The sequence below is a fragment of the Acetobacter tropicalis genome, from assembly GCF_001580915.1.
Lineage (GTDB): Bacteria > Pseudomonadota > Alphaproteobacteria > Acetobacterales > Acetobacteraceae > Acetobacter > Acetobacter tropicalis.
In genome coordinates, this window is record NZ_LHZQ01000206.1 from 19,870 (window position 1) to 34,805 (window position 14,936).

A 14,936-nucleotide genomic window follows, 5' to 3' on the forward strand; every position below is an offset into this window, starting at 1 on the left:
TTCCTCAGAAGGAGAGACCGCCCTCGCGGGCAGCCTCCGCCAGCGCCTTCACGCGCCCATGATAAAGATATGCCCCACGATCGAACACAACCTGAGAGACACCAGCGGCAACAGCACGCTGGGCAACCAACTTACCAACAGCGCCAGCGCTGTCTTTGTTGGCACCTGTCTTCAGGCCTTCACGCAGCTCTTTATCTAGGCTGGAAGCAGCAGCGAGGGTACGCCCCTGCACGTCATCAATGACCTGCGCATAAATGTTCTTGCCAGACCGGAAGACCGACAGACGCGGACGACCACCAGCCTTGCGACGGAGCTGAAAACGGAGACGATCCCGCCGCCGATTCCGCAGTTCCTGCTGAGTGCTCATTATTTCTTCTTGCCTTCCTTGCGGCGAATGGTTTCCGTCTCATAACGCACGCCCTTGCCCTTGTAGGGTTCCGGCTTGCGGTAGCTGCGAATATCAAGAGCAACCTGCCCTACACGCTGCTTGTCGATCCCTTCGACAAGAATAGCGGTCGGACGCGGCGTGGAGATCTTGATGCCCTGCGGAATCGGATAGACCACGTCGTGAGAGAAACCGAGGTTCATCACAAGGTTGGAGCCCTGGACGGCAGCACGATAACCGGTGCCGTTGATTTCCAGAGCTTTCGAAAAGCCTTCAGACACACCCTTGACGGCCGTGGCGATCAAAGCGCGCGTGGTACCCCACATCATACGAGCCTGCGCAGCATCGTTCACCGGACGAACGGCGACCTTGCCTTCTGCAATTTCAGCCTCAATGTGAGAAGACAGGGGAACGGAAAGTTCACCCAGCTTGCCCTTGGCCTTGAAAACACCGTCTGCAATCGAGACAGTCACACCCGCGGGAACGTCAACGGGATATTTGCCTACACGTGACATGTATCCCTCCTCAGAACACGCGACAGAGGACTTCACCGCCAACATTGGCAGCGCGAGCCTCGACATCGGACAGAACACCACGCGGCGTGGACAGGATGGAAACACCCAGCCCGGCGCATACACGCGGCAGCTCCTTGATTTTGGAATAAACACGACGCCCCGGACGGGAAACGCGGTGAATTTCCTTAATAACCGGCTCACCTTCAGAGTATTTCAGTTCGATGTGAAGCTGAACGATACCCTTGCGCACTTCTTCGCGCTTGTAGCCACGAATATAACCTTCGCGCTGCAGAGCATCCAGAACGTTTGAACGCAGGTTAGAAGCCGGAGACACACAGGCAGCATGGCGCGCACGCTGTGCGTTACGGATACGAGTGAGCATATCACCCAGCGGATCAGAAAGTGACATTGTGCGCCTTTACCAGCTAGCTTTAACCATGCCCGGAATCTGGCCACTTGAAGCCAGATCACGCAGTGCAATACGGCACAGCTCAAACTTACGGTAGTTACCGCGAGACCGGCCCGTCAGCTTGCAGCGCAAACGCACGCGAACGCGTGACCCATTGCGCGGCAGCTCTGCCAGCTTCAAAGACGCATCAAACCGATCTTCCACAGGAAGCGAGCGGTCCATCACAATATTCTTCAGCGCCGCACGCTTTTCCTTGTCACGCGCAGACATGCGAGCCCGCTTGGCATTCCGCGTGATGGCAGAAGTCTTAGCCATATATTTTTATCCTCCGGAACCCTTCGAAAACCTTCGACGGTTTTCCAAGACAACAACACCTGATGACAGGTAAACGATTTCCCTTAGGCTGCAAAGGGAAGATCAAACGCTTTCAGAAGCGCTTTAGCTTCCGCATCCGTTTTTGCGCTGGTCACGAACACAACGTCCATACCGCGGATTTCATCAACCTTATCATAGTCGATTTCCGGGAAGACGATCTGTTCTTTCAGACCCAGGGCAAAGTTACCACGCCCGTCAAAACCCTTGTTAGCCGGCAGACCGCGGAAGTCGCGAATACGCGGCATCGCAATCGTCACCAGACGATCAAGGAATTCATACATCTGGGCACGGCGCAGCGTAACCTTACAGCCAATCGGCAGACCTTCACGGATCTTGAAGCCCGCAATAGCCTTCTTGGCAACGGTTTTCACCGGCTTCTGACCAGCAATCAACGTCATTTCAGCAACTGCTGCATCAAGCTTTTTCTGGTCACCAGCAGCTTCACCAACGCCCATGTTCAGGACGATTTTTTCAAGCCGCGGTACCTGCATGACGTTTTTGTAGCCGAACTGCTCACGCAGCTTGGCACGCAGTTCGTTTTCATAGCGTTCCTGAAAACGAGGAACGGAACGAACGCCCTTAGACTCACTCATTCTCGCCTCCTCAGCCTTCAATCACTTCGCCGGTCGCCTTGGCAACACGAACTTTACGGCCATCTTCCAGCACACGGAAACCAACACGCGTCGGCTTCTTGGAAGCGGGATCAACCAGCTTCAGGTTGGAAAGATGAACAGGCGCTTCACGGGAAATGATCCCGCCTTCTTCGCCCATACGGGTTGCTTTCTGGTGACGCTTCACAACAGCAACGCCACGCACGATGGCGCGGTTTTCTGCCGGACGCACAGAAAGAACTTCACCTTCAACACCCTTGGAGGAGCCGCTGATGACAACAACCGTATCGCCTTTTTTAATACGAGCGGCCATTATTATAGCACCTCCGGAGCCAGAGAGATGATCTTCATGAACTTGCGTGCACGAAGCTCACGAACAACCGGACCGAAGATACGGGTACCAATCGGTTCCTGCTGCTTGTTGATCAGCACAGCGGCGTTCTTGTCAAAGCGGATAGCACTGCCATCAGGACGACGCACCGGATAGGAAGTACGCACGATAACAGCTTGGTGGACGTCGCCCTTTTTCACCTTCCCGCGGGGGATGGCTTCCTTGACAGATACGACGATCACGTCGCCGACCGAGGCGGACTTCCGCTTGGAGCCGCCCAGCACCTTGATGCACTGCACCTGACGCGCACCGGAGTTGTCGGCTACGTCGAGGTTGGTCTCGGGATGGATCATGTTCTAGATATCCTTACCTTACGCCGACACGCCGACAGCAGAGGCGTCTACGGCCTCGCCATTGCGAGCAACCACAGCCCATGCCTTGCGCCGGGAAACCGGGGGGCACTCAATAATACGCACCGTGTCGCCAACTTTGCAGACGTTTTCTTCGTCGTGCGCCGCGTACTTCTTGGAGCGACGGATAAACTTCTTATACAGCGGATGCATGACGCGACGATCGACAAGAACCGTTACGGTCTTGTCCATCTTGTCGCTGGTCACACGCCCGGTAAGGACGCGCCTTGGCATCGTCCAACTCCCTTCAGGAAATGGCAGCAGATGTTTTCGCACCTGCCGCAGTCTTCTCATTTTGCGCCACAATCGTCTTGATGCGCGCAATTTCACGCCGGATCACCCGAACGCGGCTCTGGCCTTCGGTCTGCCCGGTTGCCTGCTGGAAACGCAGATTGAGCTGTTCGCGCTTGAGCTCGATAAGCAGCGCGTTCAGTTCGTCTGACGTCTTGGCACGCAGATCAGCTGGCTTTGTTGCCTTTGCCATCTCACGCATCTCCAATTCGGGTCACAAACTTGGTCTTGATCGGCAGCTTTGCTGCACCGAGAGCCAGCGCTTCACGCGCGACTTCGGGCGGCACACCTTCGATTTCGAACAGAATGCGACCAGGCCTCACACGGGCCACCCAGTATTCAGGTGATCCCTTGCCGGAGCCCATACGCACTTCTGCGGGCTTTGTCGAGACCGGAAGATCCGGAAAAATACGAATCCACACGCGACCAGCACGTTTCATCGCTCTGGTAATGGCCCGACGAGACGCTTCGATCTGCCGTGCGGTGATGCGTTCGGGCTGAAGAGCCTTCAGACCGAACGTGCCAAAGTTGAGCGTGGTTCCGCTTTTGGCAAGACCGTGAATACGGCCTTTGTGCGCCTTGCGGAACTTAGTACGCTTTGGAGAAAGCATTGTCTTCTATCCTTCGCCTCAGCGCTGAGGGGCCTGTTCGGCCGCCCGGCGGTCCTGAGCCAGTGGGTCATGCGCCAGAATCTCACCTTTGAAGATCCATACCTTTACACCGCAGGTGCCGTAGGTGGTCTTCGCAGTAGCTGTTCCATAGTCGATATCGGCACGCAGAGTGTGAAGCGGCACGCGGCCTTCACGATACCACTCGATACGAGCGATTTCTGCACCACCCAGACGACCGGAACAGTTGATCCGGATACCCTGCGCACCAAGACGCATGGCAGACTGCACAGCGCGCTTCATGGCGCGACGGAAGGCAACACGGCGTTCAAGCTGCTGGGCAATGTTGTCTGCCACCAGCGTTGCGTCGATTTCCGGCTTACGGATTTCAACGATGTTGAGCGCCACTTCCGTGCCAGCCATACGGGTCAGCTCTTTACGCAGAGCGTCAATATCCTGACCCTTCTTGCCGATGACCACGCCAGGACGTGCTGCATAGATCGTAACGCGCGGCTTCTTGGCCGGACGTTCGATCACAACACGAGACACACCAGCGCCGGAAAGCTTGCGGCGCAGGAACGCACGCAGCTTCAGGTCTTCGTGCAGCAGGCGAGAATAATCACCGTCAGCGTACCAACGGCTGTCCCACGTGCGATTGATACCGAGCCGCAGCCCGATCGGATTGACTTTATGTCCCATACCTCAGGCCGCCTTCTGCTCAGTAGAAGCTGCTTCAGGCTCGGGAGCCCGTTCGGCAACAACGATCTTCAGGTGGCTGAAGAATTTTTCCACGCGGGCAGAACGACCACGACCACGTGCATGGAAGCGACGCATCACGATGGACTTCCCAACTTCAGCCGTCTTTACCACCAGCTGGTCAACATCGAGCTGGTGATTGTTCTCTGCATTCGCAATCGCGCTTTCCAGGGTCTTTTTGACCTGCTGGGCGATACGACGCTTGGAGAACGTAAGAGTGGCAACTGCCTGAGACGCCGGCTTGTTGCGGATAAGACCCGCAACAAGGTTCAACTTGCGGGGACTAACCCGAATGTTGCGCGTAACGGCCTGCGCTTCAGTTTCCGCGAGCGTGCGCGGCTGTTTCGGCTTGCTCATTTTAGCCCCGCTTCGACTTCTTGTCGGCCCCGTGCCCGTGGAATGTACGGGTGGGAGAAAATTCGCCGAACTTATGCCCGACCATATTCTCCGTCACCTGCACAGGCAGGAACTTCTGACCATTGTAAACACCGAACGTCAGTCCAACGAACTGCGGAAGGATCGTGGAACGACGTGACCAGATCTTGATCACTTCATTACGACCCGACGCGCGGGACGCTTCAGCTTTGCTTAGCAGATACCCGTCGACGAACGGGCCTTTCCAGACGGAACGTGCCATCTTCTATTGCCCCTTACTTGCCGGTCTTGCGACGACGGATAATCAGACTGTCCGTACGCTTGTTGACCCGAGTTTTGTAACCTTTGGTGGGCTTGCCCCACGGTGTGACCGGATGACGACCACCGGATGTCCGGCCTTCACCACCACCATGCGGATGGTCAACCGGGTTCATCACAACGCCGCGGTTATGCGGACGACGCCCCAACCAACGAGCACGACCGGCTTTACCCAGATGCTGGTTCATGTTGTCCGGATTGGACACAGCACCGATTGTTGCCATGCATTCACCACGCACAACACGCAGTTCACCGGACTGCAGCTTGATCTGCGCGTAACCGGAGTCCTTACCAACGAGCTGGGCATATGTGCCTGCAGAACGGGCCAGCTTGCCACCAGCGCCCTGCTTCAGTTCGATGTTGTGCACGATGGTGCCGACCGGGATAGAGGCCAGCGGCATCGCGTTACCCGGCTTAATGTCAACGCGCGTGCCAGCGATAACGTTATCGCCAACTTTCAGACGCTGCGGAGCCAGGATGTATGCCAGTTCACCGTCTTCATACTTCACCAGAGCGATGAAGGCCGTACGGTTGGGGTCATATTCCAGACGCTCAACCGTGCCGAGCACATCAAACTTGCGCCGTTTGAAGTCTACGTAACGATAAGACTGCTTATGACCGCCACCACGGAAACGAGAAGTCGTACGGCCGTTGTTGTTACGACCACCCGTCTTGTTCTTGCCTTCCGTCAGCTGCTTGACCGGCTTGCCTTTCCACAGATCGGCGCGATCAATCAGAACCGTGCCGCGAAGGCTCGGCGTGACGGGATTAAAGTGCTTCAGTGCCATTTGTTCCTACCCCACGTCACGCCAGTTTGGCGGTCAGGTCAATGGACTGACCTTCCGCAAGCTGGACGAACGCCTTCTTGATGTCAGAACGCTGTCCCAGACGCCCCTTGAAGCGCTTGGTCTTGCCCTTCTGGACAAGGGTGTTCACCCCAACAACCTTGACGCCAAACAGTGTTTCCACTGCCACTTTGATTTCAGGCTTGGTAGCCGTGATGGCAACCTTGAAAACAACCTGATTTTTTTCAGAAAGCGCGGTCGCCTTTTCCGTGATCAGCGGCGCACGAACAATATCGTACATCGCTTCCCGAGAAAGACGCTCGGCTTTCTTGCGCAGCGCAAGAATGTTGGTCATGCCAGGCGCTCCTTCAGACCTTCGAGACCAGCCTGGGTAATGGCCAGAACCTCGTGGTTAAGAATATCGTAAACGTTGGCGCCGATCGTCGGAAGAACGTCGATTTTGGGCAGGTTGCGCGCAGCGCGAACAAAGCCTTCATCAACAGCAGCGTCAACAATGAGGGCGGACTTCAGGCCGAGGGTCTTCAGCTTGACTGCCAGTTCGCTTGTGCGCGCCACACCGGAAGCAGACTGCAGAACAATCAGCTTGCCATCCTGAGCTTTCTGGGAAAGCGCAGAGATCAGGCCCAGACGACGCACCTTCTTGGGCAGGTCATATCCGTGGTCACGAGACACCGGACCATGGACCACACCACCGGTACGATACTGCGGTGCACGCAGAGACCCCTGACGGGCGCTGCCTGTGCCTTTCTGGCGATACGGCTTCTTGGTGGTGCCAGACACGTCAGCCATGCCTTTTACCTGATGCGTACCTGCGCGGCGCTTTGCAAGCTGCCAATGCACGACACGCGCCATGATATCTGCGCGCGGAGCGACTGCAAACAGTTCATCCGGCAGCGTAGCAGAACCAGCAGTGCCGTTATCAAGCGTTTTGATTTCGATTTCCATGACCTCAGCCCTCCGCCGTCACGAGAGCGGCCGGATAAGGCGCATCGACATGGCGGGCTTTTTTGATCGCATCACGAATCAACACGGTGCCGTTTTTTGCTCCAGGAATGGAACCACGCACCATGATCAGATTCTTTTCCGGATCGATCGCTGCAATTTCAAGATTCAGGGTGGTCACGCGTTCATCACCCAGATGGCCTGCCATCTTTTTGTTCTTGAAGGTTTTGCCGGGATCCTGACGGTTACCGGTAGAACCATGAGAACGGTGAGAAATAGACACACCATGTGTGGCTTCAAGACCAGCAAAGTTCCAGCGCTTCATGGCGCCTGCGAACCCTTTACCCTTGCTGGTGCCGGTCACGTCCACTTTCTGACCTACAACAAAGTGAGCAGCGGAAAGAGATGCGCCAACCTCAAGCGCGGCATCTTCAGCCACGCGAAATTCGCGTACAACCTTTTTGGGCTCAACCTTTGTGCGGGCAAAATGGCCGCGGTTCGGCTTGGTGACATTTTTTACCTTGGCTTTGCCCAGACCCAACTGAACAGCCGTATAGCCATCCCGTTCCTGAGTACGAACGTCCACCACCTGCACATCATCAACATGCAGGACGGTAACAGGCACATGCGTGCCATCTTCCTTGAACAGTCGGGACATGCCCAACTTTTTTGCGATCAATCCGGTGCGCATCGTCTGGACCTTAAAGTTTGATCTCGACATCCACGCCAGCGGCGAGGTCGAGTTTCATGAGAGCGTCCACGGTCTGCGGAGTCGGCTCGACAATATCGAGCAGGCGGCGATGAGTCCGAATTTCGAACTGCTCGCGACTTTTCTTATCCACGTGGGGAGAACGGTTAACCGTAAACCGTTCGATATGCGTCGGCAGCGGGATAGGACCCCGAACCCGCGCACCCGTACGCTTCGCCGTGTTTACGATCTCTTTTGTGCTGTTGTCCAGCACGCGGTGATCGTACGCCTTCAGGCGAATGCGGATGTTCTGGTTGTCCATTGTTTCTTAGTCCAACACTTTACTTGTCCGGGGAAACCCGGCCGCCAAGTAAGACCCCGGCTGATTGACTCAGCCGGGGCCATACAGTCCTAGGCTACTATCCGAATTATTCGGTGATAGAAGCCACAACACCTGCACCAACGGTGCGGCCACCTTCGCGAATAGCGAAGCGGAGACCTTCATCCATGGCGATCGGCGCGATCAGTTCAACATCCATGGCGCAGTTATCGCCAGGCATAACCATTTCCGTGCCTTCCGGCAGGTGTACAACACCTGTTACGTCAGTCGTACGGAAGTAGAACTGCGGACGATAGTTGGTGAAGAACGGCGTATGACGGCCACCTTCTTCTTTCGTCAGGATGTAAGCTTCTGCTTTGAACTTTTTGTGCGGGGTAATTGAACCCGGCTTCGCAAGAACCTGACCACGTTCAACGTCTTCACGCTTCGTGCCACGAACCAGCGCACCAATGTTGTCACCTGCTTCACCGCGATCAAGCAGCTTACGGAACATTTCAACACCGGTAACGGTTGTCTTCACGGTGTCTTTAAGACCCACGATTTCAACTTCATCACCAACGTTCACAACGCCACGCTCAACACGACCGGTCACAACTGTACCACGACCAGAGATGGAGAACACGTCTTCGATCGGCATCAGGAACGGACGATCAACAGGGCGTTCCGGCTGCGGGATGTACGCGTCAACGGCGTCCATCAGGTCTTTAACGCGGTTTTCGCCAACTTCCGGGTCGCCATCTTCCAGGGTCACCAGAGCAGAACCCTTGATGATCGGAATTTCGTCGCCAGGAAACTGATAAGAAGACAGAAGTTCACGAACTTCCATTTCAACCAGTTCAAGCAGTTCCGGATCGTCAACCTGATCAACCTTATTCAGGAAGACCACCAGAGCCGGCACACCAACCTGACGAGCAAGCAGGATGTGTTCACGAGTCTGCGGCATCGGGCCGTCAGCAGCGGACACAACCAGAATCGCGCCGTCCATCTGAGCGGCACCCGTGATCATGTTCTTCACATAGTCAGCGTGTCCGGGGCAGTCCACGTGAGCGTAGTGACGCTTCGCGGTTTCGTATTCCACGTGAGCTGTGGAAATGGTGATACCACGAGCGCGTTCTTCAGGAGCAGCATCGATCTGGTCGTATGCTTTGAAGTCAGCACCGCCGCTTTTTGCCAGCGTCTTCGTGATAGCAGCCGTCAGAGACGTCTTGCCATGGTCAACGTGGCCGATGGTGCCGATGTTGCAGTGCGGTTTATTCCGCTCAAATTTAGCCTTAGCCATTTTTCCACTCCATACCTCTCGAACCACTCAAGAGGCAGTTTCCAAATAAGTTTGCCACTTCCCTTACGGGCAAAAATGGCACCCTCGAATGATTACCAGCGATAGTGACTGAATGCCTTGTTGGCTTCAGCCATACGGTGGGTATCTTCGCGCTTCTTAACAGCAGCACCACGGTTGTTCACGGCGTCCAGCAATTCGTTGGACAGCCGGTCCTGCATGGTGTTTTCGCCCCGCTTGCGAGAGGCATCAATCACCCAGCGAATAGCCAGCGCCTGACGACGCTCAGCCCGGACTTCAACCGGCACCTGGTAGGTTGCACCACCAACACGGCGAGAACGAACCTCTACTGCAGGCTTAACGTTATCCAGAGCATTGTGGAACAATGCAACCGGATCAGCAGAAGCCCCACTCCGGCGAACAAGCGCCTCGAGAGCTCCGTAAACAATCCCTTCCGCAGTGGATTTTTTGCCATCATACATCAGAGCGTTCATGAAACGCGTGATGACAATGTCTCCAAACTTCGGATCAGGAAGAATCTCACGCTTAACAGCGCGGTGACGGCGGCTCATACCTTAACCTTCCCTTACTTCGGACGCTTGGCGCCATAAAGCGAACGCCGCTGGCGACGCTTAGCGATACCTTGGGTATCGAGAACACCGCGAAGGATATGGTAACGCACACCCGGAAGGTCCTTCACACGACCGCCACGGATCAGCACGACGCTATGTTCCTGAAGGTTATGGCCTTCACCCGGAATATAGCTAACCACCTCATAGCCGTTCGTCAGACGCACCTTGGCAACTTTACGCAGTGCGGAGTTCGGCTTTTTGGGCGTCGTCGTATAAACACGGGTGCAAACACCACGTTTCTGGGGGCAACCCTGCAGTGCGGGCACTTTATTGCGCTTAACTGCAGGCTTACGCCCTTTGGCAATGAGCTGGTTGATGGTCGGCATGCGCCTTTCCCGATCCTTACACAGTTCGGCCGGCTAACCTTTTTTATTGGCTGCCGACTTTCATTTGAAAATCCCACCAGGCACAACACCCGTGTGGGGCTATGTTGACATCCGGCACCACTTCCTACCGGAAGCCAACCGCATGCTTAACAGAGAATTACGATATACCCCTGCTCCTGCAATGGAGCGGAGCTGAGGGCTGCTACCTACCCCTGCACCCCGTTGAAGTCAAGCCGAGATGAACGATTCTCCGCGGTTTGCTTCATGTCCGCGCAAAAAAAGAAAGGGAACCAAGGATATCTCCCGGCTCCCTTTCCCTCTTCATAGCAAGGCAGACGCTTTTATTCGGCGGCTGAGGACCGACTGACCCGCTGCTTGTCCTGAGAGGCAGCAATAGCCCGCAGGCGGTTCATGACGCTCCCTGTCCCTGCCGGGATCAGACGCCCAACAATCACGTTCTCCTTCAGGCCGTTCAGTCTGTCGACTTTCCCGGCCGTTGCAGCTTCCGTCAGGACACGCGTGGTTTCCTGGAAGGAGGCCGCAGAGATGAAGGACTGTGTCTGCAGGGACGCCTTGGTGATCCCCTGCAGCACCGGCATGGCCACGGCAGGACGTTCACCTGCGTTCAGGCACTTGGTGTTCTCGACATCCATCTCAATCCGATCAACGGTTTCGCCAATCAGGTATGTCGTGTCGCCTGGCTCCAGAATTTCAACCTTCTGCAGCATCTGACGAACGATAACCTCGATATGTTTATCGTTAATCTTCACGCCCTGAAGACGATAGACATCCTGAATTTCATTCACGAGGTAATCGGACAGAGCCTCAACCCCCATGACCTTCAGAATATCGTGCGGCACGCGGGGACCATCGACCAGCGGATCGCCCTTTTCAACAAAGTCACCTTCCTGAACGGAAACGTGCTTGCCTTTCGGGATCAGATATTCGGTCTCTTCACCTGTCTCATCGTTCTTCACGATAATACGGCGCTTGGACTTGTAATCCTTCCCGAATTCAACGCGCCCTTCCATCTCAGCAATGATGGCATGGTCTTTCGGACGACGTGCTTCAAACAGTTCCGCCACACGCGGCAGACCACCTGTAATATCACGGGTCTTGGAGCCTTCACGCGGCAGACGGGCCAGAACGTCACCAGCATGAACTTCTGCACCGTTTTCAACGGACAGCAGTGTTTCAGGTGACAGGAAGTAACGGGCATCGCTGCCGTTTTCCAGTTTGATGACCTCGCCGTTCGGGCCTTTGATCTGCAGACGCGGCCGCAGATCAACACCCTTCCCTGCCTGCTTGTAGTCAACCACCACTTTGGAGGTCAGGCCGGTGACTTCGTCCATACGCTCAACGAGCGTGATGGAGTCAATCAGGTCAAGATATTCAATCTTACCAGCCTGTTCCGTGATGATCGGCAGGGTGTAGGGATCCCACTCTGCCAGTTTCTGACCACGGGACACAGATGCGCCTTCCGTTGTCAGCAACCGGGCGCCGTAAGGCACACGATAACGGGCTTTTTCCACACCGGCATCGTCAGTCAGCAGAATTTCACAGTTACGCGCCATGACAACCGGCACGTTCTGAGAGTTCTGCACCACGTTACGGTTGCGGATGACCACTTTACCGTCACGGGACGCTTCGATCATGGACTGCTCGGCACCACGCTGCGCCGCACCACCAATATGGAAGGTACGCATGGTCAGCTGAGTGCCGGGCTCACCAATGGACTGGGCTGCAATAACACCCACAGCTTCACCGATGTTAACCGGAGTGCCTCGGGCAAGGTCACGTCCATAGCAATGGCCACAAACGCCTACACGGCTATCGCAGGTCAGCACGGAACGAATGAAAATGGACTCAATGCCCGCTTTTTCAATGCGTTCAGCATCTGCTTCTTCAATGAGGTGATTACGCGGAACAATCACGTCACCAGAGGCAGGATCCACCACATCCGCTGCCGCAGTACGGCCCAGGATACGTTCGGACAGAGAGGCAACAATTTCACCACCATCAAGAACGGCGCGAACCGTCAGACCACGTTCCGTACCGCAGTCTTCTTCAATGATGATGCTATCCTGCGCCACGTCCACCAGACGACGGGTAAGGTAACCGGAGTTCGCCGTTTTCAGAGCCGTATCAGCCAGACCCTTACGTGCACCATGGGTAGACGTAAAGTAATCGAGAACCGACAGACCTTCTTTAAAGTTGGCGATAATCGGCTGTTCGATAATTTCACCAGACGGCTTGGCCATCAGACCACGCATACCGGCAAGCTGCTTCATCTGCGCCGGTGACCCACGGGCCCCGGAGTGGCTCATCATCCACACGGAGTTGATGGGCTTGCCGATTTCCTGACGGGAAATCTCCTTGGTCATGGCCGCCTGCACTTCGTCCGTGCAACGTGACCATGCGTCAACCACCTTGTTGTAGCGTTCGCCAGCCGTGATCAGACCGTCCTGATACTGCTGTTCGAATTCCTTCACTTCGGCAGCCGTACGATCAACAAGCACCTTCTTTTCAGCCGGGATGATCATGTCATCCTTACCGAAGGAAATGCCTGCCTTTGCAGCGTGACGGAAACCAAGTGCCATCAGGCGGTCACAGAAGATAACCGCTTCTTTCTGGCCACAGTGACGGTAAACCGTGTCGATCACATCAGACACAGCCTTTTTGGTCAGCTGCCTGTTGATCAGCGAGAACGGAATGGCATCACTCTTCGGCAGGATCTGAGCAATCAGAACGCGGCCTGGCGTGGTCACGATGGTTTCGTAAACTTTCTGACCATCCTTGTTCACGCTTTCAAGGCGTGCCCGGATTTTGTCATGCAGCTTTAGAACACCAGCACTCAGCGCATATTCCACTTCCCCAATGGAGGAGAAAGAAGGAGCACCCGCCTTAACCAGTTCACCCGTGGTATTGTCATATTCACTGCGATCAGGCGTTACAGCAAATTCTGGCACTTCGAGACTCAGGTAATAAAGCCCGAGAACAATATCCTGAGACGGCACGATAATAGGCTTACCGTTGGCCGGGCTGAGAATGTTGTTGGTGGACATCATCAGCACACGTGCTTCAAGCTGAGCTTCAAGGCTCAGCGGCACGTGAACCGCCATCTGGTCACCATCGAAGTCCGCGTTGAATGCAGTACACACCAGCGGATGAAGCTGAATGGCCTTACCTTCAACCAGCACGGGTTCAAATGCCTGAATACCAAGGCGGTGAAGCGTAGGAGCACGGTTCAGCATAACCGGATGCTCACGGATCACTTCTTCAAGAATATCCCAGACTTCCGGACGTTCTTTTTCAACCATACGCTTTGCAGCTTTAATGGTTGTTGCGTGACCGTATTTTTCCAGCTTGGAGTAAATGAACGGCTTGAAGAGTTCCAGCGCCATCTTCTTGGGCAGACCGCACTGGTGCAGCTTCAGCTCCGGTCCCACCACGATCACGGAACGACCGGAATAGTCAACGCGCTTACCGAGCAGGTTCTGACGGAAGCGGCCCTGCTTGCCTTTCAGCATATCGGACAGAGACTTCAGCGGACGCTTGTTGGCACCCGTAATGGCACGCCCACGGCGACCATTATCAAACAGTGCGTCAACAGCTTCCTGAAGCATACGCTTTTCGTTACGCACGATGATATCGGGCGCACGCAGTTCCATCAGACGCTTGAGACGGTTGTTACGGTTGATAACGCGACGATACAGATCGTTCAGATCAGACGTTGCAAACCGGCCACCGTCCAGCGGCACGAGCGGACGCAGTTCCGGCGGAATAACCGGAACCAGATCCAGAATCATCCATTCCGGACGAGAGCCGCTTTCTGCAAAGGCCTCGATCAGCTTCAGCCGCTTAACCAGCTTCTTGCGCTTGGCTTCTGAAGTGGTTTCCTTCAGTTCCTGACGCAGATGAACTTTGTCGGCATCGCAATCAATGCGCTCAAGAACCTTCTTGATGGCCTCGGCACCGATCCCGACCTCAATGCCTTCTTCGCTATATTCATCCATGACATCGAGGTACTGGTCCTCGGTCAGCAGAGAATACTGCTTAAGCGGAGATGTGCCGGGCTCCAGAACCAGATAGTTCTCAAAATAGAGAACTTTTTCCAGATCTTTTAGCGTCATATCGACCATAAGGCCGATACGGCTGGGCAGAGATTTCAGGAACCAGATGTGCGCAACCGGGCTGGCAAGCTGGATGTGGCCCATGCGTTCACGACGCACCTTGGCCAGCGTGACTTCAACGCCGCATTTTTCACAAATAATGCCGCGGAATTTCATCCGCTTGTATTTGCCGCACAGGCATTCGTAATCCTTGATCGGACCAAAAATGCGCGCACAGAACAGGCCATCACGTTCCGGCTTGAATGTCCGGTAATTGATGGTCTCGGGCTTCTTGATTTCACCAAATGACCAAGAGCGCATCTGCTCGGGTGATGCCAACTGGATCTTGATCTGATCGAAGGTCATCGCCTGGCCAGTCTGGCCAAGAATTTTCATGAGTTCATTCATGTGCCGAAGCCCCCAAAGGGAA

At 55.2% G+C, this 14,936-nt stretch carries 22 protein-coding genes; all 22 read right to left on the minus strand.

Translation table 11 applies throughout. The features are described 5' to 3' along the window. Window positions 1-4: 4 nt before the first annotated feature. The 22 genes from rplR to rpoC all read right to left on the minus strand — a co-directional run bounded on the left by rplR (window position 5) and on the right by rpoC (window position 14,914). On the minus strand, window positions 5-367 hold the full coding sequence (rplR, locus tag AD944_RS08815; RefSeq protein ID WP_006557773.1) for a 50S ribosomal protein L18: 363 nt from the start codon (window positions 365-367) through the stop codon (window positions 5-7). Further along, window positions 367-900, minus strand: coding sequence for a 50S ribosomal protein L6 (rplF, locus tag AD944_RS08820; protein WP_006557772.1), 534 nt, complete (start codon window positions 898-900; stop codon window positions 367-369). Before rplF ends, rplR begins: the two co-directional genes overlap by 1 nt. Window positions 901-910: 10 nt before the next feature. Then, complete coding sequence (gene rpsH, locus AD944_RS08825) at window positions 911-1,309, minus strand: 30S ribosomal protein S8 (protein WP_035377678.1); 399 nt, start codon at window positions 1,307-1,309, stop codon at window positions 911-913. Between the two features lie 9 nt (window positions 1,310-1,318). Beyond that, window positions 1,319-1,624, minus strand: a complete 306-nt coding sequence (gene rpsN, locus AD944_RS08830) for a 30S ribosomal protein S14 (RefSeq protein WP_035377675.1) — start codon at window positions 1,622-1,624, stop codon at window positions 1,319-1,321. A gap of 83 nt (window positions 1,625-1,707) precedes the next feature. Beyond that, window positions 1,708-2,277: a 50S ribosomal protein L5 gene (gene rplE / locus AD944_RS08835; protein WP_006557769.1), complete on the minus strand. Its 570-nt coding sequence runs from the start codon at window positions 2,275-2,277 to the stop codon at window positions 1,708-1,710. 10 nt (window positions 2,278-2,287) lie between these two features. After that, window positions 2,288-2,608 (minus strand): 50S ribosomal protein L24, encoded by a 321-nt coding sequence (rplX, locus tag AD944_RS08840; protein WP_006557768.1) that lies wholly within the window; start codon window positions 2,606-2,608, stop codon window positions 2,288-2,290. 2 nt (window positions 2,609-2,610) lie between these two features. Continuing rightward, complete coding sequence (gene rplN, locus AD944_RS08845) at window positions 2,611-2,979, minus strand: 50S ribosomal protein L14 (protein WP_006557767.1); 369 nt, start codon at window positions 2,977-2,979, stop codon at window positions 2,611-2,613. A gap of 18 nt (window positions 2,980-2,997) precedes the next feature. Further along, complete coding sequence (rpsQ, locus tag AD944_RS08850) at window positions 2,998-3,270, minus strand: 30S ribosomal protein S17 (RefSeq protein ID WP_035377670.1); 273 nt, start codon at window positions 3,268-3,270, stop codon at window positions 2,998-3,000. A gap of 13 nt (window positions 3,271-3,283) precedes the next feature. Next, window positions 3,284-3,520, minus strand: coding sequence for a 50S ribosomal protein L29 (gene rpmC / locus AD944_RS08855; RefSeq protein WP_006557765.1), 237 nt, complete (start codon window positions 3,518-3,520; stop codon window positions 3,284-3,286). Window position 3,521: 1 nt separating this feature from the next. Then, window positions 3,522-3,938, minus strand: a complete 417-nt coding sequence (gene rplP / locus AD944_RS08860) for a 50S ribosomal protein L16 (RefSeq protein ID WP_006557764.1) — start codon at window positions 3,936-3,938, stop codon at window positions 3,522-3,524. A gap of 18 nt (window positions 3,939-3,956) precedes the next feature. Continuing rightward, window positions 3,957-4,634 (minus strand): 30S ribosomal protein S3, encoded by a 678-nt coding sequence (rpsC, locus tag AD944_RS08865; protein ID WP_006557762.1) that lies wholly within the window; start codon window positions 4,632-4,634, stop codon window positions 3,957-3,959. A 3-nt stretch (window positions 4,635-4,637) separates the two neighbouring features. Further along, window positions 4,638-5,048, minus strand: a complete 411-nt coding sequence (gene rplV / locus AD944_RS08870) for a 50S ribosomal protein L22 (protein WP_006557761.1) — start codon at window positions 5,046-5,048, stop codon at window positions 4,638-4,640. A gap of 1 nt (window position 5,049) precedes the next feature. Next, window positions 5,050-5,328 (minus strand): 30S ribosomal protein S19, encoded by a 279-nt coding sequence (gene rpsS / locus AD944_RS08875; protein WP_006557760.1) that lies wholly within the window; start codon window positions 5,326-5,328, stop codon window positions 5,050-5,052. Window positions 5,329-5,341: 13 nt separating this feature from the next. Continuing rightward, window positions 5,342-6,172, minus strand: a complete 831-nt coding sequence (gene rplB, locus AD944_RS08880; protein WP_006557759.1) for a 50S ribosomal protein L2 — start codon at window positions 6,170-6,172, stop codon at window positions 5,342-5,344. Between the two features lie 16 nt (window positions 6,173-6,188). Next, a complete protein-coding gene (locus AD944_RS08885) occupies window positions 6,189-6,524 on the minus strand; it encodes a 50S ribosomal protein L23 (RefSeq protein ID WP_035377669.1) in 336 nt (111 codons plus the stop codon). Next, window positions 6,521-7,135 (minus strand): 50S ribosomal protein L4, encoded by a 615-nt coding sequence (rplD, locus tag AD944_RS08890; protein WP_006557757.1) that lies wholly within the window; start codon window positions 7,133-7,135, stop codon window positions 6,521-6,523. Before rplD ends, AD944_RS08885 begins: the two co-directional genes overlap by 4 nt. Window positions 7,136-7,139: 4 nt before the next feature. After that, window positions 7,140-7,823, minus strand: a complete 684-nt coding sequence (gene rplC, locus AD944_RS08895; RefSeq protein WP_006557756.1) for a 50S ribosomal protein L3 — start codon at window positions 7,821-7,823, stop codon at window positions 7,140-7,142. Between the two features lie 10 nt (window positions 7,824-7,833). Further along, entirely contained in the window at window positions 7,834-8,142 is a 309-nt protein-coding gene (gene rpsJ, locus AD944_RS08900) for a 30S ribosomal protein S10 (RefSeq protein ID WP_007282720.1), read from the minus strand. 106 nt (window positions 8,143-8,248) lie between these two features. Then, on the minus strand, window positions 8,249-9,439 hold the full coding sequence (gene tuf / locus AD944_RS08905; protein ID WP_035377667.1) for an elongation factor Tu: 1,191 nt from the start codon (window positions 9,437-9,439) through the stop codon (window positions 8,249-8,251). A gap of 92 nt (window positions 9,440-9,531) precedes the next feature. Next, window positions 9,532-10,008, minus strand: coding sequence for a 30S ribosomal protein S7 (gene rpsG, locus AD944_RS08910; RefSeq protein ID WP_006557752.1), 477 nt, complete (start codon window positions 10,006-10,008; stop codon window positions 9,532-9,534). 14 nt (window positions 10,009-10,022) lie between these two features. After that, window positions 10,023-10,394 (minus strand): 30S ribosomal protein S12, encoded by a 372-nt coding sequence (gene rpsL / locus AD944_RS08915; RefSeq protein ID WP_003622698.1) that lies wholly within the window; start codon window positions 10,392-10,394, stop codon window positions 10,023-10,025. Window positions 10,395-10,735: 341 nt separating this feature from the next. Further along, window positions 10,736-14,914: a DNA-directed RNA polymerase subunit beta' gene (gene rpoC / locus AD944_RS08920; RefSeq protein WP_045542299.1), complete on the minus strand. Its 4,179-nt coding sequence runs from the start codon at window positions 14,912-14,914 to the stop codon at window positions 10,736-10,738. Window positions 14,915-14,936: the final 22 nt, after the last annotated feature.